Source organism: Corynebacterium auris (assembly GCF_030408575.1).
In the GTDB taxonomy this organism is placed as follows: Bacteria; Actinomycetota; Actinomycetes; order Mycobacteriales; family Mycobacteriaceae; genus Corynebacterium; species Corynebacterium auris.
The window spans coordinates 2,031,078-2,052,889 of record NZ_CP047047.1 but is presented as its reverse complement, the minus strand read 5'-3'; the positions used below and the strand labels follow the sequence as shown (position 1 = coordinate 2,052,889).

Annotated in this window: 12 protein-coding genes and 2 pseudogenes; 8 read left to right on the top strand and 6 right to left on the bottom strand. The window is 66.4% G+C overall.

The genetic code is table 11. From position 1 onward, the window contains the following. The first annotated feature begins 67 nt into the window (after positions 1 to 67). The 6 genes from CAURIS_RS09835 (at position 68) to CAURIS_RS09810 (ending at position 11,032) form a co-directional block, all read left to right on the top strand. The gene (locus CAURIS_RS09835; RefSeq protein WP_290341876.1) at positions 68 to 5,965 is read left to right on the top strand and encodes a DUF5979 domain-containing protein; all 5,898 of its coding nucleotides are present in this window, start codon (positions 68 to 70) and stop codon (positions 5,963 to 5,965) included. Positions 5,966 to 6,128: 163 nt separating this feature from the next. Beyond that, on the top strand, positions 6,129 to 7,634 hold the full coding sequence (locus tag CAURIS_RS09830) for a SpaH/EbpB family LPXTG-anchored major pilin (RefSeq protein ID WP_290341875.1): 1,506 nt from the start codon (positions 6,129 to 6,131) through the stop codon (positions 7,632 to 7,634). A 13-nt stretch (positions 7,635 to 7,647) separates the two neighbouring features. Beyond that, positions 7,648 to 8,985 carry a hypothetical protein gene (locus CAURIS_RS09825; protein ID WP_290341874.1) on the top strand — a complete coding sequence of 446 codons (1,338 nt, stop codon included), beginning with the start codon at positions 7,648 to 7,650 and terminating at the stop codon, positions 8,983 to 8,985. Positions 8,986 to 8,996: 11 nt separating this feature from the next. After that, the gene (locus tag CAURIS_RS09820) at positions 8,997 to 9,842 is read left to right on the top strand and encodes a class C sortase (protein WP_290341873.1); all 846 of its coding nucleotides are present in this window, start codon (positions 8,997 to 8,999) and stop codon (positions 9,840 to 9,842) included. 261 nt (positions 9,843 to 10,103) lie between these two features. Beyond that, a complete protein-coding gene (locus CAURIS_RS09815) occupies positions 10,104 to 10,592 on the top strand; it encodes a hypothetical protein (RefSeq protein ID WP_290341872.1) in 489 nt (162 codons plus the stop codon). Next, on the top strand, positions 10,589 to 11,032 hold the full coding sequence (locus CAURIS_RS09810) for a hypothetical protein (RefSeq protein ID WP_290341871.1): 444 nt from the start codon (positions 10,589 to 10,591) through the stop codon (positions 11,030 to 11,032). Before CAURIS_RS09815 ends, CAURIS_RS09810 begins: the two co-directional genes overlap by 4 nt. Before the next feature lie 106 nt (positions 11,033 to 11,138). Here CAURIS_RS09810 and CAURIS_RS09805 read toward each other — a convergent pair whose 3' ends face one another. Beyond that, positions 11,139 to 11,351 (bottom strand): hypothetical protein, encoded by a 213-nt coding sequence (locus CAURIS_RS09805; RefSeq protein ID WP_290341870.1) that lies wholly within the window; start codon positions 11,349 to 11,351, stop codon positions 11,139 to 11,141. A gap of 461 nt (positions 11,352 to 11,812) precedes the next feature. On the opposite strand from CAURIS_RS09805, the pseudogene CAURIS_RS09800 reads away from it, so the two are divergent. Further along, a pseudogene (locus tag CAURIS_RS09800) lies at positions 11,813 to 12,904 on the top strand (IS256 family transposase); the annotation flags it as partial. A 96-nt stretch (positions 12,905 to 13,000) separates the two neighbouring features. Here the strand turns inward: CAURIS_RS09800 and CAURIS_RS09795 are convergent. Together CAURIS_RS09795 and istA are read right to left on the bottom strand one after the other, a co-directional pair. After that, positions 13,001 to 13,768 carry an ATP-binding protein gene (locus CAURIS_RS09795; protein ID WP_019193576.1) on the bottom strand — a complete coding sequence of 256 codons (768 nt, stop codon included), beginning with the start codon at positions 13,766 to 13,768 and terminating at the stop codon, positions 13,001 to 13,003. A gap of 5 nt (positions 13,769 to 13,773) precedes the next feature. Beyond that, positions 13,774 to 15,408, bottom strand: a complete 1,635-nt coding sequence (istA, locus tag CAURIS_RS09790) for an IS21 family transposase (protein WP_290341869.1) — start codon at positions 15,406 to 15,408, stop codon at positions 13,774 to 13,776. 142 nt (positions 15,409 to 15,550) lie between these two features. On the opposite strand from istA, the pseudogene CAURIS_RS09785 reads away from it, so the two are divergent. Further along, positions 15,551 to 15,814, top strand: a pseudogene (locus CAURIS_RS09785) (transposase); the annotation flags it as partial. 62 nt (positions 15,815 to 15,876) lie between these two features. Here CAURIS_RS09785 and CAURIS_RS09780 read toward each other — a convergent pair. Genes CAURIS_RS09780 through CAURIS_RS09770 form a run of 3 tightly spaced genes read right to left on the bottom strand, consistent with a single transcriptional unit; the run spans position 15,877 to position 21,753 of the window. Next, positions 15,877 to 16,575 (bottom strand): potassium channel family protein, encoded by a 699-nt coding sequence (locus tag CAURIS_RS09780; protein ID WP_290341867.1) that lies wholly within the window; start codon positions 16,573 to 16,575, stop codon positions 15,877 to 15,879. Beyond that, positions 16,568 to 17,944, bottom strand: coding sequence for a TrkH family potassium uptake protein (locus tag CAURIS_RS09775; protein WP_290341865.1), 1,377 nt, complete (start codon positions 17,942 to 17,944; stop codon positions 16,568 to 16,570). Before CAURIS_RS09775 ends, CAURIS_RS09780 begins: the two co-directional genes overlap by 8 nt. Positions 17,945 to 17,970: 26 nt before the next feature. Further along, positions 17,971 to 21,753: a Pls/PosA family non-ribosomal peptide synthetase gene (locus tag CAURIS_RS09770; RefSeq protein WP_290341864.1), complete on the bottom strand. Its 3,783-nt coding sequence runs from the start codon at positions 21,751 to 21,753 to the stop codon at positions 17,971 to 17,973. Positions 21,754 to 21,812 lie beyond the last annotated feature (59 nt).

The following is a 21,812-nucleotide window of genomic DNA, read 5'->3' as shown; positions in this document are numbered from 1 at the left end:
GGAGGTATTCGGCAGTACGGATCGACACGTTTCCCGGCATCGGTTCACTGAGAGGCCCCCGGTTCTTATGCTTACAGCAGCCCCCGCGAGTCTTACTGCGTGCGCGCGCAGGTTCGCCGCCTTCGCGGCGGCCCTCCTCGTCGCGTTCACGTGTGCGGCGATACCGCTGTCAGCCCCGCGCGCCCAGGCGCAGGCGACGGTGCCGAACGCCTCGGACTGGAACTTCACGGACTGCTCGTTTCGCCTCGGGGATCTAGCGCGCACCCGCGCCAACAACACGTGCTGGATCAGTTTTACGCAGGCCGAATTGACCCAGAGCGCGAGTAACCCGTTGCTGGTGACCAAGACGATCGGCCCCTACACGCTGTCGATGAGGATCGCCCAGACCAACACGGATGACGCAGGCGGGGACTTCGCCACGGGCAGTACGCGCATGAGCTCGGACTCGGCGTTCGGGGACACCACGGCCGGCCAGCGCGTCTTCGCCCCTCACGGCGGGGACACGAAGACACCGATCATCCGCAAGCGCGGGACCGACTACATCGAGCTGGATATCACAGAAATCAGCTTGACCAGGGGCGGGGTGCAGCAGGACTTCCGCGTGGTGTTCGCGGACGCCGAGTCGACGCGCCGCAATGGGACCGTCGGCGAGATGATCTCCGTGGTGGCCACCGGCGGAGCTAACGGCCCCTACTCCCGCATCACCCCTAACGGGTACCAGGAGGCCTGCAGCTCAGCTACCCCGCACCGAGACACCATGTTCGGGCCAGGCCAGTTCAACTCCCCGATCCAGTGGTACTACGCCACCAGCCAGTTCCGTGACTTCGTGTGCCGCATCCCCGGCGCCATCGTGGGCAACCCGCCCGAGCGGCCAGGCACATGGGTATACGAGCGGCAGAACCCGACCTCGCTGCGCGTCGCGCTGGCGGGAAGCGCGTCGGTGCCTCAGGCCTTCGCCCTGGGCATCGACCTCTCGCGAGCCTCCGTGCCCGCCACGCCGGTCTCCGTGGACTCACAGGTCTTCGAGCAGCGCCAGACGGGCCAAGCAACCGTGTTTAACGCCAGCGGGTTCCAAGTGTTCAACCGCCAAGGACAGACCGATACGCCTATCGACGCCACACCCGGCTCCACCGGCGCGTACATCCGCGCCCGCACCGCGGGCGAGGGCTACGCCGGCTCCGTCGTCTACCGCTCGACGGCGACGGGCGCGCAGGCCGGGATGGCAACAAGGCGCTACGAGCCCACATGGACGTGCTCGCTGACGGACGCCAACTCGACCTCCATCACGCGCACCTTCGCCGCGGGAACGGAGCCCACCGACATGCCGGTCCGGGTGAACAACAGCGCCGACGGCACCAGCAGTGAGGTCGTGGTGACGGACACTACTGGGCGCGTGCCCTCGTGCTCGGTGCAGTGGAGGACGCGCTTCCAGCCCGCCAACCTCAGGCTGCAGAAAACGGTGACGGGTAACGCGGAAAACTACACCGACCTGCAGCGCCGCGTGTTCACTATCTCCTACACCTGCAACGACATCGAGTCCCGGGGAGTTAGAGTCTCCCAGGCGTACCCGGGGATCCGCCTTGCCGCCTCCGAAAACATCGAACGCGGCACCGCCCGGACCGTGACCACCCTGCCGCGGGGCGCGAGCTGCACCGTGCGCGAGGAACAGGCCTCGGCGCAGCCGCCCGCGGGCACCACCCTCGACCTGCAGTGGAACCAGGCCCCGACGGCCCCGGCGCAAACGCCCAACGGCGGCGGCGCAACCTACACCGTGACGCTGCAGGAAAACAACGCCGCGCACGCCTACAACCAGTACATGTACGGCACCGGCACCCTCGTCATCAGCAAAGAAATCCTGGGGCAGCCGGTCGAAGACGGCTTCCAGCTGGACTCCTACGAGTTCGACATCACGTGTGCCGCAACCAACCTTCCCCCCTGGCGCTCCACCATCTCCATGTCCCGCTCCGGCACCCGGGTCAACGGCAGCACCGAGGTCAGTGGCATACCCGTGGGCCAAGACTGCACCGTGCGCCCTCGCACAGACCTGGTGGGCGACCAACGCAACCAGATCCGATTCGCCGGGCGCACCGTCACTGTCGACGGCGCCACCGTGCCCGTCGACCCCAACGCGAACTACGCGTACCACTTCACCCTGCCGGCCGGGGGAGCGTCGAGAAGCGAAATGCACTTTCGCACGCAGTACGAGTACGTGGTTCGCGACGTGTCCGTGCGCAAGCTCGTCGAAGGGCCCGCGGCAGCCAGCGCGGACCTCGAGGGCGCAACGTTCACCGTGAACTACCGCTGCACCGCGCCGACGGGCAGGGAGATCGCGGGCACTGTGCATGTTGGACAAGGCGAGGCGGACGCGACGATTCCGCAGGTCCCGGTCGGTTCCGCGTGCAACCTGTGGGAGGAACAACCGGGGGACACCGAAAACACACGCTTCGTGGGCGCCGTGCTACGCGCCAACGACGCCAACGACGCGACCACGCAAGTCGACAACGAAGACGGGCGCACGACCCCCGTGCTCACGGTCTGGCCGAGCCAGCAAGGCGAGCGCAACCTGGTCACGGTCGTGAACGCCTACGACTACAAGCTCGGGACCGTCTCGGTGGGCAAGGTTGTGCGCAACAGTGCCAGCACCCCGGCGCCCAGCACTTACACCATCCGCTTCAGCTGCGGGACCCGCAATATCGGCTCGCAGGTGGTCCTGCTGACAGGCTCCGCGGAAGTCAGTGCGGGGGGCCGCGTTACGCTGAGCGCGTCGAACGACCTCGCCAACGACCAATCCGGCGCGATGGGCGTTCCGTACGGCAACACCTGCACGTTCACCGAAGACCAGCCGCAATACGGCGACGCCCTCATCATGGCCACCGACGTGGCCCAGCAGAGCACGCGGGTAGCGGGGCCGGAAACGGCAGTGACCGTGACCAACACCTTCACCCCGGCCGGTGACGGCGTCACCATCACCCAGATCCTCGGCGGAGCGCCGGCGCTGATCCCCTCCGAAGGCATCTCCTACAGCCTGACGTGCCGGGCCGCCGCTACGCCGGAAGTACCGCTGCCCCAGGACCGGACGTACACCTTTTCCCTCGACAATGGGGAGAGTTTCCACGTGCCCGCCGAGGAGCTCTCCCTCGGCAGCGAGTGCGTCCTCACCGAGCAGCCGGCCGACGACCTGCAGCGCACCAACTTCAACGGCACCGCCTACGCCATCGATCGCGAGCTCATCCTGGCCGCCACAGGTGTGGGCGCTATCGAGCTGGGGGTGCCCTTCACCGTTGGCCAGCAGACTGTCGTGGGGGTCTCGGCCGTCTACAGCTACAAGCCGTCGACGGTGACGACCACGAAGGTGGTCGAGTTCGACCCGGCCACTGAGCAGTACATCTCCGACGAGCGCAAGCAGGTCAAGCTGCAGCGCCAGTTCCCCATTACCCTCGTGTGCACCAACCCCGACGGCACCGACGGGGTGCGGATATCCACGACCATCAGCAACGGCCAGCGGCTGAGCCAGGGCGGCATTCCGGAAGGTGCAGAGTGCACCGGGTTAGAGGGGCCTACCACTACAGCGACAGGCATCACCCTGACCACGCGGATCGGCCTGAACACCGACGAGGGCGCGACCGCCGTCGAGGCGAGCACGATCTCCTTCACCGCGCGGGCCGGCGAGGACCAAATCCTGCTGGAAAACATCTACTCGCGCCGCCTCACCGACATCCCCCTGGAAAAGATCGCGCGGCTGCCCGGCGACGTCCGCGGACAATACGCCTCCTCAGGCCAGGACCTGCAGGAACAGCTCCATAACCACCGCTTTGACATCGTGTGCGCCGACCCCCTCACCGGGGACACCGCCACGCTGTTCACCCAAACGCGGTCCATCCAGGGCGAAGGAACAACCACCTTTAACGGCGTGCCCGTCGGCGCCGACTGCGCCATCAGCGGCGACAATTTCGGCTCCCTCCACCTGACCATGCAGGAGGGGCAGCGCATCCTCGAGGCGTACCTCGCGCCCGAGGAGGTCGACTGGGTCGTGGACCGCGCCGGGGGCAACGTGGCGAGCGACACCGAACTTGCCGGCGGCACGACGCAATCGCCGACCATCCTCACCGTCGACAGCGCGGAGGAAAACCACGTCACCCTGACCAACCACTACAACTACGAGTACTCCACCGTGAGGCTGGACAAGAAGGTCACGGGCAACGAGGAGGACCTCGACCTGCTTGACGCCGACACCCGCTTCCGCTTCGCCCTGCGCTGTGAAGCGATCGGCTACCAGACTGACACGGTCGGCACAGGTGACGCGGTGATCCCCACCGCGCTCGCGCCGGGGGACTTTAACGGCCAGTGGGAGTACTCCAGCCCGCACGCCTCCGTCCCCGCAGGTGCCCTGTGCACCTTCCAGGAGGTCGCCGCGACGGGGCTGCCGCAGGAGCTAGAGATGACGGTGACCTCGGGCTCGAACGCGGACCCGACTCCGAAGGACCCCGCCACCGCCACGGGCCGCGCCCCCGAGCCCGGTCAGGCGGAGCCGACGGTTCTGGAGTTCACCAACGCCATCGAGCGTCGCACCAGCCCGGTCGGCATTATCCTCCGCCAGGAGGGCTACCTCGTCGGCGCTGCGCCGGAAGGCTACGCGGCGGCGATCACCTGCGGCGCGGAGGAGACGCGCCGCACCTACCCGCTCGCCTCCGTCGTCGAAGGGCGCCTGCCTACCGGCGACGGGGCGGTACTCGCCGAGGAGACGGTTGCTCTGCCCGTCGGCATGGAATGCTCCATCAGCTTCGATAACAGCCCCGCGCTCGCTGCGCGCGGCGAGGTCGAGGTGGTCCGCGGCGACAGGCGGCCCTGCATGCGCTTTGCCACCTGGAACGGGCCCGAATACACGGGTTCTTCCACCCCGCTTGCCGAGGTCCCCCTCTCCGCCGCCCCGCAGAAGAACTACGAGACCACCTTCACCGTCCCCGGCGACGCCCCTAGCACCATGACCACGTACGTCGTGGGAGCCGAGTTCTACCACCCGCGCGCGACCTACGACGTCACGTTTACCAAAGAATCCGCCGGCGCCGGCAGCGAGAACAACCGGTTCACCTTCAGCCACGCCTGCGGGGCAGGGGAGGAGACCTTCACACTCCGAGCCGGCGGCAGCCACGTGATCAAGGACGTGCCCGTTAACCGGCGGTGCACTGTCACCGAGGTCAAGGACGGCGTTCAGGGTGTCGACCCCGCCCTCAGCGTCACAGCCAGGGGAGATTTGATTGCGGGTGGCGGCGCCTCGACCGAGCGGCGCGTCGCGTTCGCTCCGGTAGCAACGAGCGGGGAGGACACGTCGCGCTCCGGTTCCCGCTGGTCGATCTCCGTGCTCAACAGCTTCCCCGGTATCGAGGTGACCAAGCGCATCCCCGGAACCCCGGTGAGCGCCGTCACTGGTGCGGTGGCCGACCGGTCGATTCTGCCCGACGATGCCACCAGCTTCGAAGTGACCTACACCGTGGAAAACACGGGAGTTTTCGACGCGCAACTTTCCGCAATCGCGGATCCCTCCCTGGCGGGCTACGCCGTGACCTCGCAGACGGGTTCCGCGGTGATCGGCCCCGACGGCGCTATCCCCGCCGAGGTGTGCCCTGCAGATATCCTCGCCCCGGGGGCTACGTACACCTGCGCGTTCAGCGTCGACATTTCCGGCGAGCCGATGGATGAGACGTTCTCCTACTTCGGCGAGGTCGGGGTTGCGGCGCTGTCGAACGGGCAGACGGTGGTGGCCACCGATAGTTACGGCGCGCTGCGCCTGACCGGCGTTCTCGGCGGCCTGCTGCCCGACACCGGTATGCAGAGCCTCGCCTGGCTGCTGGCCCTCGGCCTGCTGCTCTTCGGGTTCGGTGCCTGGCGCTACCTGCGCCGCGACGACGCCGCCGACGTCGAGTCCGGGACCGCGCAGGAGAAGGGAGGTACCCATGCGCAGCGCTAAGCTCTCCCGCTACCTGCGGCGGCTGTATGGGGCGTCGTAACGCATGCCCACGTGCCCCCGACAGATAAACGTGCACACGCTCGCTTCGCCCCAGGTGACACAAGGGTTGTGGTGAGCCCCGCCCCCGACTTTCCCCTCCCACTTTCCGAGAAAAGGAAAAACCATGACCCGCTTCTCCCGCAAGACCCTGGCGCTCGCCGCCGCGGCCGCCGTGGCCGCATCCACCCCGCTGGCCTTCGCCCAGGACACCAACCCCTCCCCGCCCCAAACCCCGCAGAACACCCAGAGCATCAACCTCAACGCGGACGTTGCCCTGATCATCGACAAGCGTCTTGGCGAAGCCGGAGCGATCACCGCGCCCTTGGCCGACACTTCCTTCGTGGTCGAGCGCGTGCAGCTGAGCAACCCCCTCAACACCGCGGCCGGTTGGCAGGAGGCCTCCGCGATCGCCTCCGCCGGTGCGGCCGACGCTCCCGTCACCGGCGACTCCTGGACCGAAACCACCGGGGAGAACGGCCAGGCCGTCTTTGAGGACCTCACCGTGGGCATGTACCGCGTCACCGAGGTCCAGAACGGCAACTACACCGTTGCCGCGCCCTTCCTGGTCACGCTGCCGCTGATCGAAGAGGGGCAGGTCAACTACCGGCCCACCATTGCGCCGAAGAACCAGCAGCTGGAGCCCACGAAGGCCGCGGAGGACACTGACGTCGCAGTCGGCGAGGACATCGTGTACACCATCAAGGCGCCCGTCCCCGCCGGCGACGTCCTGCGCGACGGCACCCGCACGATCAACCAGTTCCGCATCGTCGACCAGCTTCAGGCCGGCCTGACCTACAACGCCCTGGCACCGGCCCGCGTGACCATCACGGGCGGCCCCGCCGGCGCGACGGTCACCGAGGGGGAGCACTACACCCTCACCTGGGATGCGGGGAACAACACCCTCACCGTTGACTTCACCGAGGCGGGCCGCCAACAGCTCGCGGAATGGCGCGCCAGCAACCCTGGCCTGACGGTTTCCGTTGAGTTCAACGCCACCGTCACGCAGATCCCGGCGAACGGCCGCTTCGAGAACATCGCTAACGTCTACATCCCGAACGCGCAGGTCCCGCTGCCGACCACCCCGGAGACCGAAGAGGACGGCTCGGACGACACGGTGACTACCCAGTACGTCAACGTTGTGGTGGCCAAGACCGTGAACGGGGAAAACCTGGACGGCGAGCGCACCGGTGCGGGGGCCGTCTTCCAGGTCTACGAGTGCACCGCCCAAGGCGGCAGTTACTCGGTCGCGGACGGCGCCACCGCGTTGACCGGGTCCAACGAGGCGGGCAACGCGGCGGCCGACGCCGCGCTGACAACCGAGGGCGGTTCCGCCGTCGCTCCCGCCGCGGCCACCGGCTACGCGCTGCAGTTCGACCCGGAAAAGCAGTACTGCGCCGTGGAAACCCAGGCCCCCAGCGGTTACCTGCTTAACCCGGATCCGACCCCGCTCAACCTGACCACTACCACCGAGGCTGGGCGCCCAGTCTACACCGCCACTGTCAACGACGTGCGCGACACCATTCTCGGCCGCCTCCCCGCCACTGGTGAGCGCACCATGATCATCCTGCTCGCCCTGGGCCTGGTGCTCTTCGCCGGCGGTGCCGCCTACCAGCTGCGCCGCAAGTCCTAAGGGAGCTGCCCTGATGGCCCCACGAGGAGGACTGCTGAGCGCGGTAGCCGCGACGGCGTTCGTCGCGCTCGCCGCGCCAGTCGTGCTGCCTGCCGCGCCCCCGGCCGCGCACGCGCAGGTGGCCGGGACCGTCACAGTGGACCTCGTGGAGTCGGTTGGGGCGGAGTGGTTCGAGCAGATCGGCGACCGAGAGGTGGTGGTGCGCCTGATTGAGGGCGTCGACCCGACAACCAGCGCCGGGCAGGAACAGCTCAGCCAGCTTGACATCCCTGCCTTGGTGCGCGCCGGCGCGCCGTTGCCCGAAGTTGCGCGCATGACTACCTCCGCAGGCGTGGCCGAGTTCACCGGGCTTAGCCAGGGCGTGTACCTCGTCGAGGTGCTCGACAGCCCCGGCACGCGAGACGCACGGGTGTCCTACCTGCCGGCCGTTGTGGTTGTGGTTTCAGGTTCACTCGAACGGACGGTCGTCCCGAAGCCGCAGGTGCTCGGCGCGGCGGCCAGCGCCCAGACGGCGTGTACCTCGCCGCGCTGGCTGCAGGCCGCGGCACCCAACACCGACGTCGAGTACGCCTTCACGTTCAACACGCCGAACCCCAGCACCGACGGGACGATTTCCACCTACCAGATCACCGTGGACTTCTCCCGGGGCCACACGGTGCGGTGGCCAGGCGAGATCGTTGCGGTACGCGCCGCAGCGGAGATCGGTACTCCCACCCTGACGCTGGTGGGGGCCGGGCAGACGCGGCAGCTTCAGGAAGGGACGGACTACACCGTCGCTACCACCGACGGTGACACGGCCACGTTCACCCTCACGGCCGCTGGGCGGCAGGCTGTGGCGCAGGCGCGCCGCGCCGACGCCACCACACGCCTCGAGCTGCGCATCCCCGCCAGGGCCAACGCTCGCGGCCCCTGGGGTACCGTGAGCAGGGGCGACGTGCTAGGAACGCTGGAAGTTATGGCGACGCTGCGTACCGACGGCATGGATGCCGTGCGCACCCCCGTCGAGGTGGCCAGCACGAGCCGCGTGAGCGTGGTCAGCACACGCCTGTGCTACGGCGGCAGCGGCAGTGGTGAGGGCGGCAGTGGTCACGACGGTGACCATGGCGACGGCAGCCCCGCGCCAGGCCAGCCGAGCACACCCGGGCAGCACGAAATGCCTGGCCAGCAGGGCCCAGCGGAGCCGCTACCGGGGCGCGAAGGGGGCCGCGACGCAGGCCGGGGCGGGCAGCGGGCAGGTTTGGCGTCGACAGGCGCGGGCGTGCTCGGAATAACGGCGGTGGGCCTGCTGTTGATCGCCTTGGGCGTGGTGCTGCGCCGCTGCAGCGGCCGGGAAGGAGCGGGTGATCCGTGACAAGGACGGAGATGACCGAAACGCGGTCCAGGAGCGGCAATGCGTTATCGTTGATCACCCTGCTGCTCGGGGCGATGCTGCTGCTGTACCCGGTGGTGTCGACGCTGGCGAACCACTACAGCATGATCCGCCAAAACGAGGTGTATTCGGACACCGTGGCCTCTCTCAGCGACGAAGCCAAGGCGGAACAGTTGCGGCGCGCCCACGAGTACAACGACTGGCTGCTTCGCACCGGGCCACATGCGCGGGCACCGAAGCCTGGCGACGAGGGCTTCGACTACTACATGTCGCAGCTCACACTGCCCGAGAACTTCGAGACCATCGCGCGTATTCGTATTCCCGCCATCAGCGTGGACTTGCCCGTCGTTCACACCACGGACCCGAAGGTCCTCTACACCGCCGCAGGCCACATGTACGGCTCCACCCTGCCCGTCGGCGGCGACGGCACCAACTCCGTCATCTCCGCCCACACCGGGATGGTGAATGCCGCCATGTTCGACCAGCTGCCGCTGCTCAAAGAGGGTGACGACATCTACATTGACGTCCTCGGCCAGCGCCTGCGCTACCGCATGGTCGGACGCGAAGTGGTCAGGCCCGAAAACTACGAGGCCGTCACATACGAACCCGGCAAGGACAAACTCACCCTCATCACCTGCACCCCGTACGGCCTCAATACCGACCGGTTGCTTGTGCACGCGGAGCGCGCCCCACTCGATCCGGACGCGGCCGAGCCGAAGATCAGCGGGTGGGCGTGGTCTTGGTGGATGGTGGCGGTGTGCGCGATCGTGTTCTCCGTCCTCGCTCTCATTCTCTGGCGTGCCTGGCGCCGGCGGCGCGGCACCGAGCCGAGCACGTAACCGTGCGGCGGGGTGACTGAAGCCGGTATGGCCAACGCGAATACGCGGACCACGCAGCTGCGGTTGACATCCTTCACATCATTCCGCGGCGCAACCCTGTCCTTGAAGCCGATCACCTTCCTGCCCGGGCTGAATAGCTCGGGAAATCAACACTCCCGTTTGGTGTACCGATAGCGTGCACCCGTTCTAGTTTTAGAGGGGGTATGTTCGATGGGGTATTGGTTTTAGCAGGAAGCGTTAGACCCACTAAACTTTCTTGACGTGCCGCCCAATATCAACAAGAAGAACTATCGCCTGGCAGATATGAGCATGCCGCCAGACGAGGCGGTGCCATACCCGGACCCTGATGAAACCGCCGAAATCATCGAGGAAAGCATCGATATGGCTGAACTCGGAACCATTGTGCATGTTCGCGAGTGGCAAGGTTCCGACAAAGCGATAGAGCAGTACGCCCTCATGCTCAATGTCACCCCCGAACACCCCGCATACGGACGATGCAAGCAACTAAAAGGTGAGCAAGCTAACTTTGAGCAGGTGAGACGTACCGACACGTGGCACAGCACAGTTCACAGCCACCAATACTTCATTGACTGTGATGACTGCGAACGACAAGTTCATGAGGAGCTTGCCGGGGGTGATCGGGAAAAAGAATCGCGCCGTGTCGTTAACGGAACGTTCCAAAAGCACTATTATCAGATGTTGTACGAGCCGTTCGACTACCTAGACCGTTGGGAGGCAGGTAAACCATGAACGAACAGCAGAAGCGACACTATCGAGCACGTATGGCGGTCGCACAGTTATTCCGTTCTTTCCTTAAAGAGGATGGTGAGCGCGCCCGCCTAATGGAACGTCTCGGTGCTGAGACCATGCCGGTTATCGTTCCCGCATTCGGCGATACCTTGGCATCTAATATTCGAGAAACGGCTAGCCGTCACTTTAAGGCAGGCGCCGAACACGTAGTTGTTCCGGTTTGCTTGCCAGTTCCCGACCTCGACGGCATTAAGCTCTGTGTGCTTATCGTTTCAACACATGATGCTAAGACGTTCTGGCAATTAGATATGAACGAACTTCATGACAGTGTTGAGATGGCACAAGTCGTTGAGGCTCTGGACGCTAGCAAGAAATGGGAAGTTGAAGAACTTGACCCCCAGCAACAGCGAGAATTGAAGGACCTAGTGGCAGCGGCCTAGTCGGCGCATACGTAAAGACCAGAACCACCGCCCCGGCGCTTAAAGGTGTAAGCGCTGGGGCGGTGGTGTTTTCCCGAGTGGCTAGTTGCCTAGCAAGTGGGTGATTCTAGTAGTCGAAACCGGCCATGCCGGGTGTGCTGTCACCTCGGCCGCCTTGGTTATCGGCGGTGACCACCCCGCCGTCGTGGTGCCTTGCCTCAATGCGGGCCCCGATAACGTCAAGGTCGTCAAGTGAGCCCACGTCGGTAGCAGGACGCAACCCCGAGAAGATCTCCCCCGCAAAAGAAATGAGCGACGGGATGCTGCGTTTCCTGGCCATCGCCACCGCGGAGTCTGGACGTCGACACTCTTGGAGCCGATTCGCCGACAGAGTCCGTCCAGTTGATGATCGAAGAGTTCGAAAACGGCCTCCACCCTTCTCCGGCAGGGAAAATGGTGCGGCTCCTGGAAGACAGCCACGCTGTCCACGGGACCCAGAGCCTGGTGACCACGTACAGCCCAGCGTTGCTCGGCTCCATCGAAGGCACGTAAACCGACGGCATCATGGTCTGCTACCGAGATGACGACGGCTTCAGCCGCACTCCTCCGATCCGAGATCTACCTGATTTCCTCCGGGAGGTATCCCAGCGCAGCTTGGGATCCTCGGTGAGCCGCGGCAAGCTGGACGATGCTAGCGAGACAAACTCCGACCCACCGGCAATCGGTGACTTGTTCCTTTCTTCCGGAGGGTGTCAGGTGTTTTGTGTGTGAGGCTCTGATCCAGAAGGAGTTTCACTGATAATGACTACCGTGTCACCGAAGAAAGGCCATGACCCGAGCAGGGTCAATGAGATCAGCGCGAAGCTGATGGAAAACCCGGAAATCGCCGCACTGATCGGCGAGCTATCAACCTCCGTCGACGATGCCAGCGACCTGGTCAAAGGTCTTTTGCAAGCCTCGATCAACGCGGGTCTGCAGGCGGAGATGGACGCCCATTTGGGGTACGGGCACTCAGATCGCGCGGCCAAAGCCCAGGTAAGTCCCTCAAACGGTGGCAATCACCGTAACGGGTCGTACACCAAAACTGTGGGCACCGGCTACGGCCCGGTGGACATCACAGTGCCTCGGGATAGGGCGGGCACGTTTCACCCGGTCATGGTGCCGAAAGGGGCACGCCGGCTGACAGAGCTCGATGACATGATCGTCTCGCTCTACGCCGGCGGAATGACGGTACGCGATATCCAGCACCACCTGGCATCGACCCTGGGGGTGGACATCAGCCCGGATACCATCAGTACCATCACCGATGCGGTCCTCGATGAGGTGATGGTGTGGCAAAACCGTCAGCTCGATGAGTTCTACCCGGTCATTTTCCTCGACGCGCTGCGGGTGAAAATCCGCGACGGCCACCGTGTGGTCAATAAAGCCTGCTACATGGCTGTTGGCATCGACATCGACGGGACCAAACACATCCTGGGCCTGTGGATCGCCGACAATGAAGGGGCTGCATTCTGGGCATCCGTGTGCGCGGACCTGGCGAACCGTGGAGTCAATGACGTGTTCATCGTCTGCTGCGACGGGCTCAAAGGCCTGCCTGAGGCCGTGGAAGCGACCTGGCCGAACTCGATGGTACAAACCTGCATCGTGCACCTGATCCGGGCCGCCAACAGGTGGGTGTCCTATAAGGACCGCAAATCTGTATCCAGCGCGCTGCGGCAGGTCTACACCGCACCGAATCAGGACGCCGCTTGCGCCGCCCTCGATGCCTTCGAAGCCTCGGAACTGGGGCGGAAGTACCCCCAGTCGGTGAAGGTCTGGCGTGATGCGTGGGAGAGGTTTATACCGTTTCTGCAGTTCCCGCCTGCAGCTCGCCGGGTGCTCTACACCACCAATGTGTTCAGAAGACCGAAATGGTAGCGGTGTGGTGAGTATCTGGTAGCGCCTGAGTGGGTACCCGGTAGCGGTATCTCACTCAGGCGTTGCCGGTTGTTATGCGTTGGTGGTCAGGCGCATGTTTGGTCCTTCGAGTGTGATGATTTCGGCGCCGGAGACGAGTCGGTTGAGGATTGACTCGGAGATCACGGCGTCGGGGATGGACTTGTACCACTCGTGTGGGGTGAACTGTGAGGTCACAATGGTTGAGACTTTGCGTTCCCGCCCGGCGAGGATATTGAGTAGTTGGTGCGCGGTCGCGGCGTCAACAGGTGTGGTGAGAAAGTCATCCAGGACTAGGACATCGACGTCGTGGAGTTGCTGGATGAACTTCAGCCGTGTGGGGTTATCGGGTTGGAGGACTGCCAGTTCGGCGGCGAGCATGTCGGTGCGGTAGAACCGTGCGGAGTAGTCGTTGCGGCATGCGGCGGTGATGAGTGCTTGGGCGAGGTAGGTTTTACCAACTGAGGATTTGCCCAGGATGACGATGTTTTGGCCCAGGTGGCACCATTGTCCGTGAGCGAGTCTGCTGACTTGCTCGGGGTTGATGTTGCGGTCAGGCGTGCACACCACGTTTTCAAGGCAAGCATCATGGTTTGGCGATCGGGATGCTTTAAGCAGTTTGCTGATGCGTCGTTCACGCCTGGCTGCGACTTCTTTATCGAGTGCGTARAGCACCTTTTGGGAAAACGTCCACGTGTCGAAGGCGGGATCGTTGGCGATATCGATGACGCTTCTGCCGAAGGCAGTCATCCGCAGTGCGGTGAAGTCGGCCAGGACGGATTCGTCAAGGAAGCGATCTGTTGGCGGGGTTGGTGAGGACATGGGTTTTAGTTTCCTTTCTTAGCGAGGTTGTCCATGCTGAACTGGTCTGCACCGCCAAGGAACGCGCCGGTGGTGTCCCGGTCAGCGGCTACAGGTCGGGCGGGTTGGTTGGTTGTGGTGCTGCGCGGGGGCTGGTCAAACCCGCGTGGTCGGGTTGCGTGTTCCTTGCGGACAGCGGCCATCATGTTTTTGACTGCGGTATATGACACTGCCCGTCGGCTGCCGTCGTTGGCTATCAGGCGTTGGCATGCTTCTTCCAGGATTGGTTTGTTGGCATGTTTGCCCATTGACAGCACGTTTCGGCAGGACTGGTATGCCTGGGCCGGGATGGCTTTCGCCGTGATGAGTTCTTCGATGACCTTGCGTGTTGCCGGGCCAACTTTGCTGGCTTCGCGATAAAAGTAGTCGCTTGTCCACAGTCCACGGGTGGAGTCCATTCCAGATGGAATGTGCTCGTAGTCAGTGACATAGGCCCCACGCTTATGTGAAACCCGGTGGGTTGCCACGGTTGCCCCTTGGTCAAAGACGGTCAACATCTGGCCGGTGATGCGCACATCGACAGTGCGGCCAACAAGCTGGTGCGGAACGGAGTAACGCACTGTTGCAACCGTGACATGGAAATCCGGGGCCACTTTTGCCCGTTTCCACTCGGTGTGTTGCCACGGGGTTGCCGGCAGATCCGCAAGCAGATGCTGTTCGTGCTCTTCAAAGAGATCCCTCCGGCTTGACTGCTGGCTGCGAAACGGCACGGACGTGTTGATTGCGTCGACGAAGCCCACAATCTTTTCGTTGAGCTCGTCAAGGTCAACACACTGGTGGCCATTAAGCGCGTGGATGACTTTGTGTGTGACGATCTTTACCGCAGCTTCCACATTTGCTTTATCCTTCGGACGACGCGCGCGTGTGGGAAGTGCTGCTGTGTTGTAGTGCTCCAAGAACTGCTGGTAGGTGTCGTTGACCTTCCGATTCCTATCGGCAGTGCTGATCGCATTCGACGCCGTCGACGCGTTATCTGGGACAACAACCTGGCAGACCCCACCGAAGTAGTCAAACGCTTGACGGTGAGCATCAAGCCAGGACTGTTGCCGCTGGTCAGCACACGCACATGCAAAGAGCATCCCTGAATATGGCAGCGAGGCGACGAAAACACTGACTTTCGCACCCGGTGTGCCCGCCGGGTCGTACAGGCGCATCTTGGTCCCAGCCCAGTCCACCTGCATCGTATGCCCTGGTGCATGGGTGATCCGGGCGGTAAGCCCGGCCGCGTCGACATGGGAGGCAACCAGTTGGCGGAACCGGTCATAGCTGTAGTGACGCTGGCCCAGCTGGGCCGGCGTTGTGGTGTAGCGAGCCCACAATACTTGCAGTGTTAGCTTCACCCGTCCTGTGCGTGCTTTAACGACCGCGTCAAAGTCAATCGGGACGAACTCGCCTTGCCCGCTACTGCGTCTATCTACGAATATCTCGTCCAACTCGTCATCCGTCAACGCCGCGACCTGTTCAACAGTGGTCAGACCAAGGCTTCGCAGTGCTTGGTTCGCTCGTGAAATCGCGCGGTGCGAGCATCCGAGCTGGTGTTCAATCTGGCGGTAAGAACACTGCCGAATCAGCAGCGTCATCACCGCACGGTAATCCGTCATAAGCGGACTCCTTCCAGTACGAGCCGCACCCGAGTGGTGCGGCTACCGGAAGTATCACCTTGAGCGCTGTGAGCTGCTACCGGATACTCACTGAAGCGCTACCGGAAAGTCACGACGCTGCTACCAAATAGCCGGTCGCAACACCAATGCCATCGAGTCGCTTAACGCTGAGCTGCGGAAAGCGACCCGCAACCGCGGCCAATTCCCCACGGATGCTGCGGCGTTGAAGACGCTGTGGTTGATGGTCTGCAACATCGAGGACAAACGCGCCGCCCAACGCGCGAAGAAAGCGAAGCGGGCAACCGCCTGCAACGGCTATATTGAAGGAGCGAAAACCTCAGGGTGGAAACAAGCCATCAACCAACTATCCGTGGCCTACCCAGACCGGTTCGCCAACTACTTGTAAACCACGCCCCCGCACACAAACAAACGGACACTCTCTTCTTCCGCGGCGCCCGCCGCCCCCGCTTAGCCCTTGAGCCGCGAGAACCGCTCGAGGTCGTCCGGCGCCCCGGCCAGCACAACCAGGTCCGTGGGGGCGAGCCGGTCGCCTGCGCTCACTGGCTGCCACGTCCCGGCGGAGGAGCGCGCCGAGACCACCTGGATGTGGTGTGTGCGCCAGAGGGAGGTGGGGTCGAGGGGGGCGTCGAGAAGCGTGCGCGGCGGCACCATCTTGATCACCCCGTAGTTGTCCGCGAGCTCGGCGAAGTCCTGGAAGCGCCCGCCGAGCAGGTGGGCGACGCGCCGGCCCGTGTCGTGCTCGGGGCGCACCACGTGGTGCACCCCGAGCTGGCGCAGGATGCGGGCGTGGGAGTCTGAGTCCGCCTTCGCCCAAATGTCGCCGACGCCCAGCTCCACGAGGTTGGAGGCGGTGAGGATGGACGCCTCGAGGGCGGAGCCGATGCCGAGCACCACGCGCCCCATCTCGGCGATGCCCAGCTGGCGCAGCGCCTCGGCGTCGGTGGTGTCGGCGACGATGGCGTCGCTAAGCCCCGCGGCGTACTCGCGCGCGACCCGCTCCTCGGCGTCGATGCCGAGGACCTCCACCCCGTAGCGGGTGAGCTCGTAGGCCAGCGAGCCGCCGAAGCGGCCGAGGCCGATGACCGCGACCGGGGGGATGTCCAGCGTTTGCTTGCTCCGCAGGAGGGAGCCGGGGAAGTTAGCCAATGAACGGCCTTTCTCTCGGGTAGTCGAAGCGGCGGGCGACGCTGCGCGCGGCCAGTGCCGCGACCAGCGTAAACGGGCCAACGCGCCCGAGGAACATCAACACGCACAACACGCACTGCGAGGCGGCGCTCAACTGCGCCGTGATCCCCGTGGACAACCCCACGGTGGCGAAGGCGGAGACGACCTCGAAAACAACCTGGTCGGCTGTGAACTCGGGGTCGAACACGCGCAGCGCGGCCACCCCGAGCGTGACGGCACCAAGGCCCGCGGCCGCCACCGTCATCGCTTGGCGCACAGCGGGGGTGGGCACGGTGCGCTTAGCGACGACAGTATCGCGCCGCCCCCGGAACTCCGCGAAGATCGCCGCGAGCAAAACGATGGTGGTGGTCAGCTTGATTCCCCCGGCCGTGCCCGCCGAGCCGCCGCCGATGAACATGTAGATGTTCGTGATCAGCAGCGTGATCGGGTGCGCGTCCGCGTAGTCGATGGAGTTGAACCCCGCCGTGCGCGGCGTGACCCCGCTGAAGAAGGCGTTGAGCGCCGCCACCCCCGCCGGCATGCCGGAAAACACGCCGCGCCACTCGCTCAGCGCGATCAGCGCGGTCGCCGAGGCCACGAGCACGGCCGTGCCGGCGAGGGTGATGCGGGTGGTCACAGACAAACCCCGCGCGCTCGCGGGGCGGCCCGACAGCGCGGCGCGCACGCGCTCGACCAGGCGCCCGAACAGCTCGGCGAGCACCGGGAAACCCAGCCCGCCGATCATGAGCGCCGCCGCCAGGGGCACAAGGACCCAGGCGTCGGTGTTGTAGGAGATCAGGCTGTCCGGGCGCAGGCCGAAGCCGGCGTTGTTGAAGGCGGAGACGGCGTGGAAAACGCCCTCCCACGCCGCGCGCGGGGCGGGCATATCGTACGTGGTGGCAAAGCGCACCCCGAGGAGGAGCGCCACGGCGGCCTCGCACGCCGCGGTGAGAAGTAGCGTGGCCACCAGCGTCGCGCGCACCCCGGCGGCGGTGATCGGCCGGCCCTCCGCGGCGGCGAAGTAGCGCGAGCGCAGGCTCACCCGGCCGGTGATGAGCATGCCGGTCAGCGTCGCGGCGCTCATGATGCCGAAGCCGCCCACCTGGATCAGCCCCAGCATGATGAGCTGGCCCCACACGCTCCAGTGACTGCCCGTGTCCACCACCACCAGGCCGGTGAGCGTGGCCGCGGAGGTGGCGGTAAAAAACGCATCCAGCGGCGCGGCGGGCTCGCCGTCTGCGGCGGAAAACGGCAGGCACAGCAGGCCGGTGCCCGCAAGGATCAGGGCGGCGAAGCCCGCCGCTGTCAACCGCGCCGGGTCCAACCTGCGCGGGGAGGAAATCTGTTCCACCGACGGGATATTAGCGCACGCCGGGCTCAGCCCACAGGCTCGATGGGGTTGCCCTGCCACTGCGTGCCCGCGGGGACCTGGTCGCCGCGCATGAGCAGCGAGCCCGGGCGCACGCTGGCGCCTTCGCCGATGGTGGAGGCGGGCAGCGCGACCGAGTGGGCGGCGAGGGTCGCCCCGGCCTCGATGGTGACGGTGTCCAGGCTCATCACGCGGTCCTGGAACAGGTGCGTCTGCACCACGGTGCCGGGGCCAACGCTGGCGCCGGCACCGACGCTGCACAGGTCTGTTTCGGGGAACCAGTAGGACTCGATCCACGCGCCGCGGCCGACGCGGACGCCGAGGGTGCGCAGGGCCATGTTCATCTCGCCGGTGCCGTAGGAGTGGTTGAAAAACCACGGGGCGGCGACGAGCTCGATGAACTGGTCTTGGAGCTCGTTGAGCCAGACGAACCAGCTGTAGAGCGGGTGATCGCCGGGCCGGTGCGCGCCCACGCACACCCACTTGGCCACGCACGCCATGGCGACGGCGGCGGCGCCGCACGCCATGAAGATGAGGCCGCCGAGCGCGTACGCCCAGAAAGCGAGGTGGACCAGCGCGTAGTGCACGCCGACGAGGAAGGCCGCGACGATCATGGCGTGGCCCATGGGGGCGAGCAGGCGCATCGTCTCCACGACGCCGCGCTTGCGTTTCACGCTCGCGCTCGGCCGGTACGTCAGCGCCTCGCCGCCGTCGGTTTCGACCTCGACGCGGCGCATCCGCTCGGGCGGCGAGCCCCACCAGTTCGAGCCGGCCTTCGACTTCTTCGGCGTCGACGACAGCACCGCCACCAGGGAGTTCTTGGCCAGTTTGCGGCCCGGGCCGGTGATGCCGGAGTTGCCTACGAAGGCGCGCTTGCCCACGGTGGTCTCGGCGGTGCGCACCCAGCCGTGGCCGAGCTCGTAGGTGCCCACGAGGGTGTCGTCGGCGAGGAAGGCGCCGTCCTTCACGGTGGTCAGGCGAGGCACCATGACGGCGGTGGAGATCTCGGCGTCGCGGCCCACCCGCGCGCCGAGCGAGCGCAGCCACGCCGGGGTCAACGCGCCGGCGTAGAGGGGGAACAGGCGGGTGCGGGCGTCGTCAAGCAGGCGTGTGACCGTCCACAGCTTCCACCCCTGGGCCGAGCGCACCGGCGCGACCCCCGGGTGGATGCCGCGCGAGAGCACGCGCACGCCCAGCCACGTCATCACTATCGACGCCCCGAGGTAGACCACCCCTCCAACGGGCGCGAAGAGCAGCGCGCCGACGGCCGGGTGCCCGCCGGTCGCGGCGACCAGCGCGAGCACCGCGGCAATGCCGAGGGCGCCCGCGGCCACGGGCATGAGGGCCAGGCCCAGCGCCGTCAGCGCGTAGGTCCATACCCACCAGGGCCGCCGCGCCGGGCGGTGGTCCGGGAAGCGGTGCTTGGAGCGGCCCACCTTGCGCGCCGGCGAGCCCGCCCAGCGCGCGCCCTTCTTCACGGCCTTGTCGCCGGTGACCGTCGAGCCGGCCTCCACGTGCGCCCCGGCGTGGATGCGCGTGCCCGGCATGAGCGTCGAGCGCGCCCCGACGCGCGCGTCCGCGCCGATGGAGACCTCGCCGACCCGCAGGGTGTCGCCGTCGAGCCAGTAGCCGGTGAGGTCCACTTCCTGCTCGATCGCCGCGCCCGCGCCGAGGGTGAGCAGGCCCGTCGTCGGCGGCAGCGTGTGCATGTCCACGCCCCGGCCGACGGTGGCGCCGAGCAGGCGCGCGATGTAGGCCACCCACGTCGAGCCGGAGATGTTGAGCGCGCCGGAGGCCTGGATCCACCGCTCCGCCGCCCACAGCCGCAGGTGGGTGCGCCCGCCGCGTGGGTACTCGCCCGGGGCGATGCGCCCGCGGATCAGCCGCGCGCCGAGCGCGCCGATGTGCAGGCGCCCCAGCGGGGTGCACAGCACCACGAAGGCGACGGCGAGCGCCACCCAGTCGAGCTGGACCAGCCCGAGCGCCGTGGCCGCGATCGCCCACCACGTGACGTAGGTGGCGGCCTGCAGGGTCATCACCGGCACTTGGATGAGGGTCTGCGCGGCGCGGGTGCCCGCGCCGACGGGGGCGACGGTGCGCTCGCGCGCCGGGGCCGCCGGTTGTGTGTCCACGGAGTCGATGTATTCGGCCAGCGCCTCGAGGCGGGGGTGGTCGTAGAGGTCGCGCACCGCGATGGTGGGCACGCGCTCGCGCAGCCGGGCCACCAGGGTGGCGGCGGCCAGCGAGGAGCCGCCGAGGGCGAAGAAGTCCGCGTCGCGCGATTCCACCGGCGCGCCGAGCACGTCGAGCCACACCCCGGCCAGCCAGGCCTCCGTCTGCGTCATGCCGGCGATCTCGGCTGCGGCGGGCAGTGGCCACGGCAGCGCCTTCTTGTCCACCTTGCCGGAGGTGCGCACCGGCAGCTCGTCCATGACGTGCAGGCGCGGCACGAGGGCGGCGGGCATGAGCTCGCCGAGGCGCTCGCGGGCGGCGGCGATGTCCCATTCGCGCTCCGGGTCCTCCAGGCTGACGTAGCCGACGAGCACCTTGTCGCCGGCGCCGGTGGTCTGCACGGCCACGGCCGAGTTGTACACCCTGGGCAGCGAGGCCACGTTGGCCTCCACTTCGCCGAGCTCGATGCGCCGCCCGCCGATCTTCACCTGGTCGTCGGCGCGGCCGATGAAGGCGAGGCCGGTGTCGGTGACGCGGACATTGTCGCCGGTGCGGTAGGCGCGCTCCCAGTCGCCCAGCGGGGCGTACTTCTCGGCGTCCTTGGCGGGGTCGAGGTAGCGGGCCAGGCCGACACCGCCGATGACCAGCTCGCTGCCGTCGACTGCCAGGTCCCAGCCGTCGAGCGCCCAGCCGATGGTGACGGGCTCGCCGGGGTAGAGCCGCGCGGCGGAGGCGACCACGGTGGCCTCGGTGGGCCCGTAGGTGTTCCACATCTCGCGCTCCGGGGTGGCCAGGCGGTCCACGAGCTCCTGCGAGCAGGCCTCGCCGCCGACGATGAGCAGGCGCACGTTGTCCAGCGCCTCCGCCGGCCACAGCCCGGCGAGCGTGGGCACCGTGGACACCACGGAGATGTCGCGCCGGATCAGCCACGGCCCCAGGTCCTGCCCGGAGCGCACCAGCGAGCGCGGCGCGGGCACGAGGCAGGCGCCGTGGCCCCAGGCCAGCCACATCTCCTCGCAGGAGGCGTCGAAGGCGACGGAAAGGCCGGCGAGCACCCGGTCCTCGGGGCCGAGCGGCTCATCCCGGCAGAACAGGCGGGCCTCGGCGTCGACGAAGGCGGCGGCGCTGCGGTGGGTGACGGCCACGCCCTTCGGGGTGCCGGTGGAGCCGGAGGTGAAGATGATCCAGCAGTCGTCGCCCACGCCGGGCAGCTCGGTGTCGCCCGCGTGGGGCGGGGTGAGGGCGCGGAAGCCCTCGTCGGTGAAGATACCGTTGATTCCGGCCTGCCCGAAGACGATCTCGGCGCGCTCGTCGGGGTCGTCGGCGTCGACGGGCACGTAGGCGCAGCCGGCCCACATCGTGCCCAGGATGGCGAGGTAGAGATCGCGCGTCCCCGAGGTCATGCGCACCCCGATGCGGTCGCCGCGGCGCATGCCCGCGCGGTGCAGCCCCGCCGCGACCTCCCGGACGCGTTCGATGAGCTCGGCGTAGGTGATTACCTCGCCGTCGTCGATGGCCGCCGCGTCGGGGTGGGCCTGTGCGGTGGCCTGGAGGACGTCGATAAGCGTGCGCGGGGGCGGTGCGAGGTGGCTTCGAAGGAGCTTATCGACGTCAGACATGCCCCTCAGGATAGTGAGGCTTAATGGATGTTCAAAATGATTGGTAAATATCCAGTAAT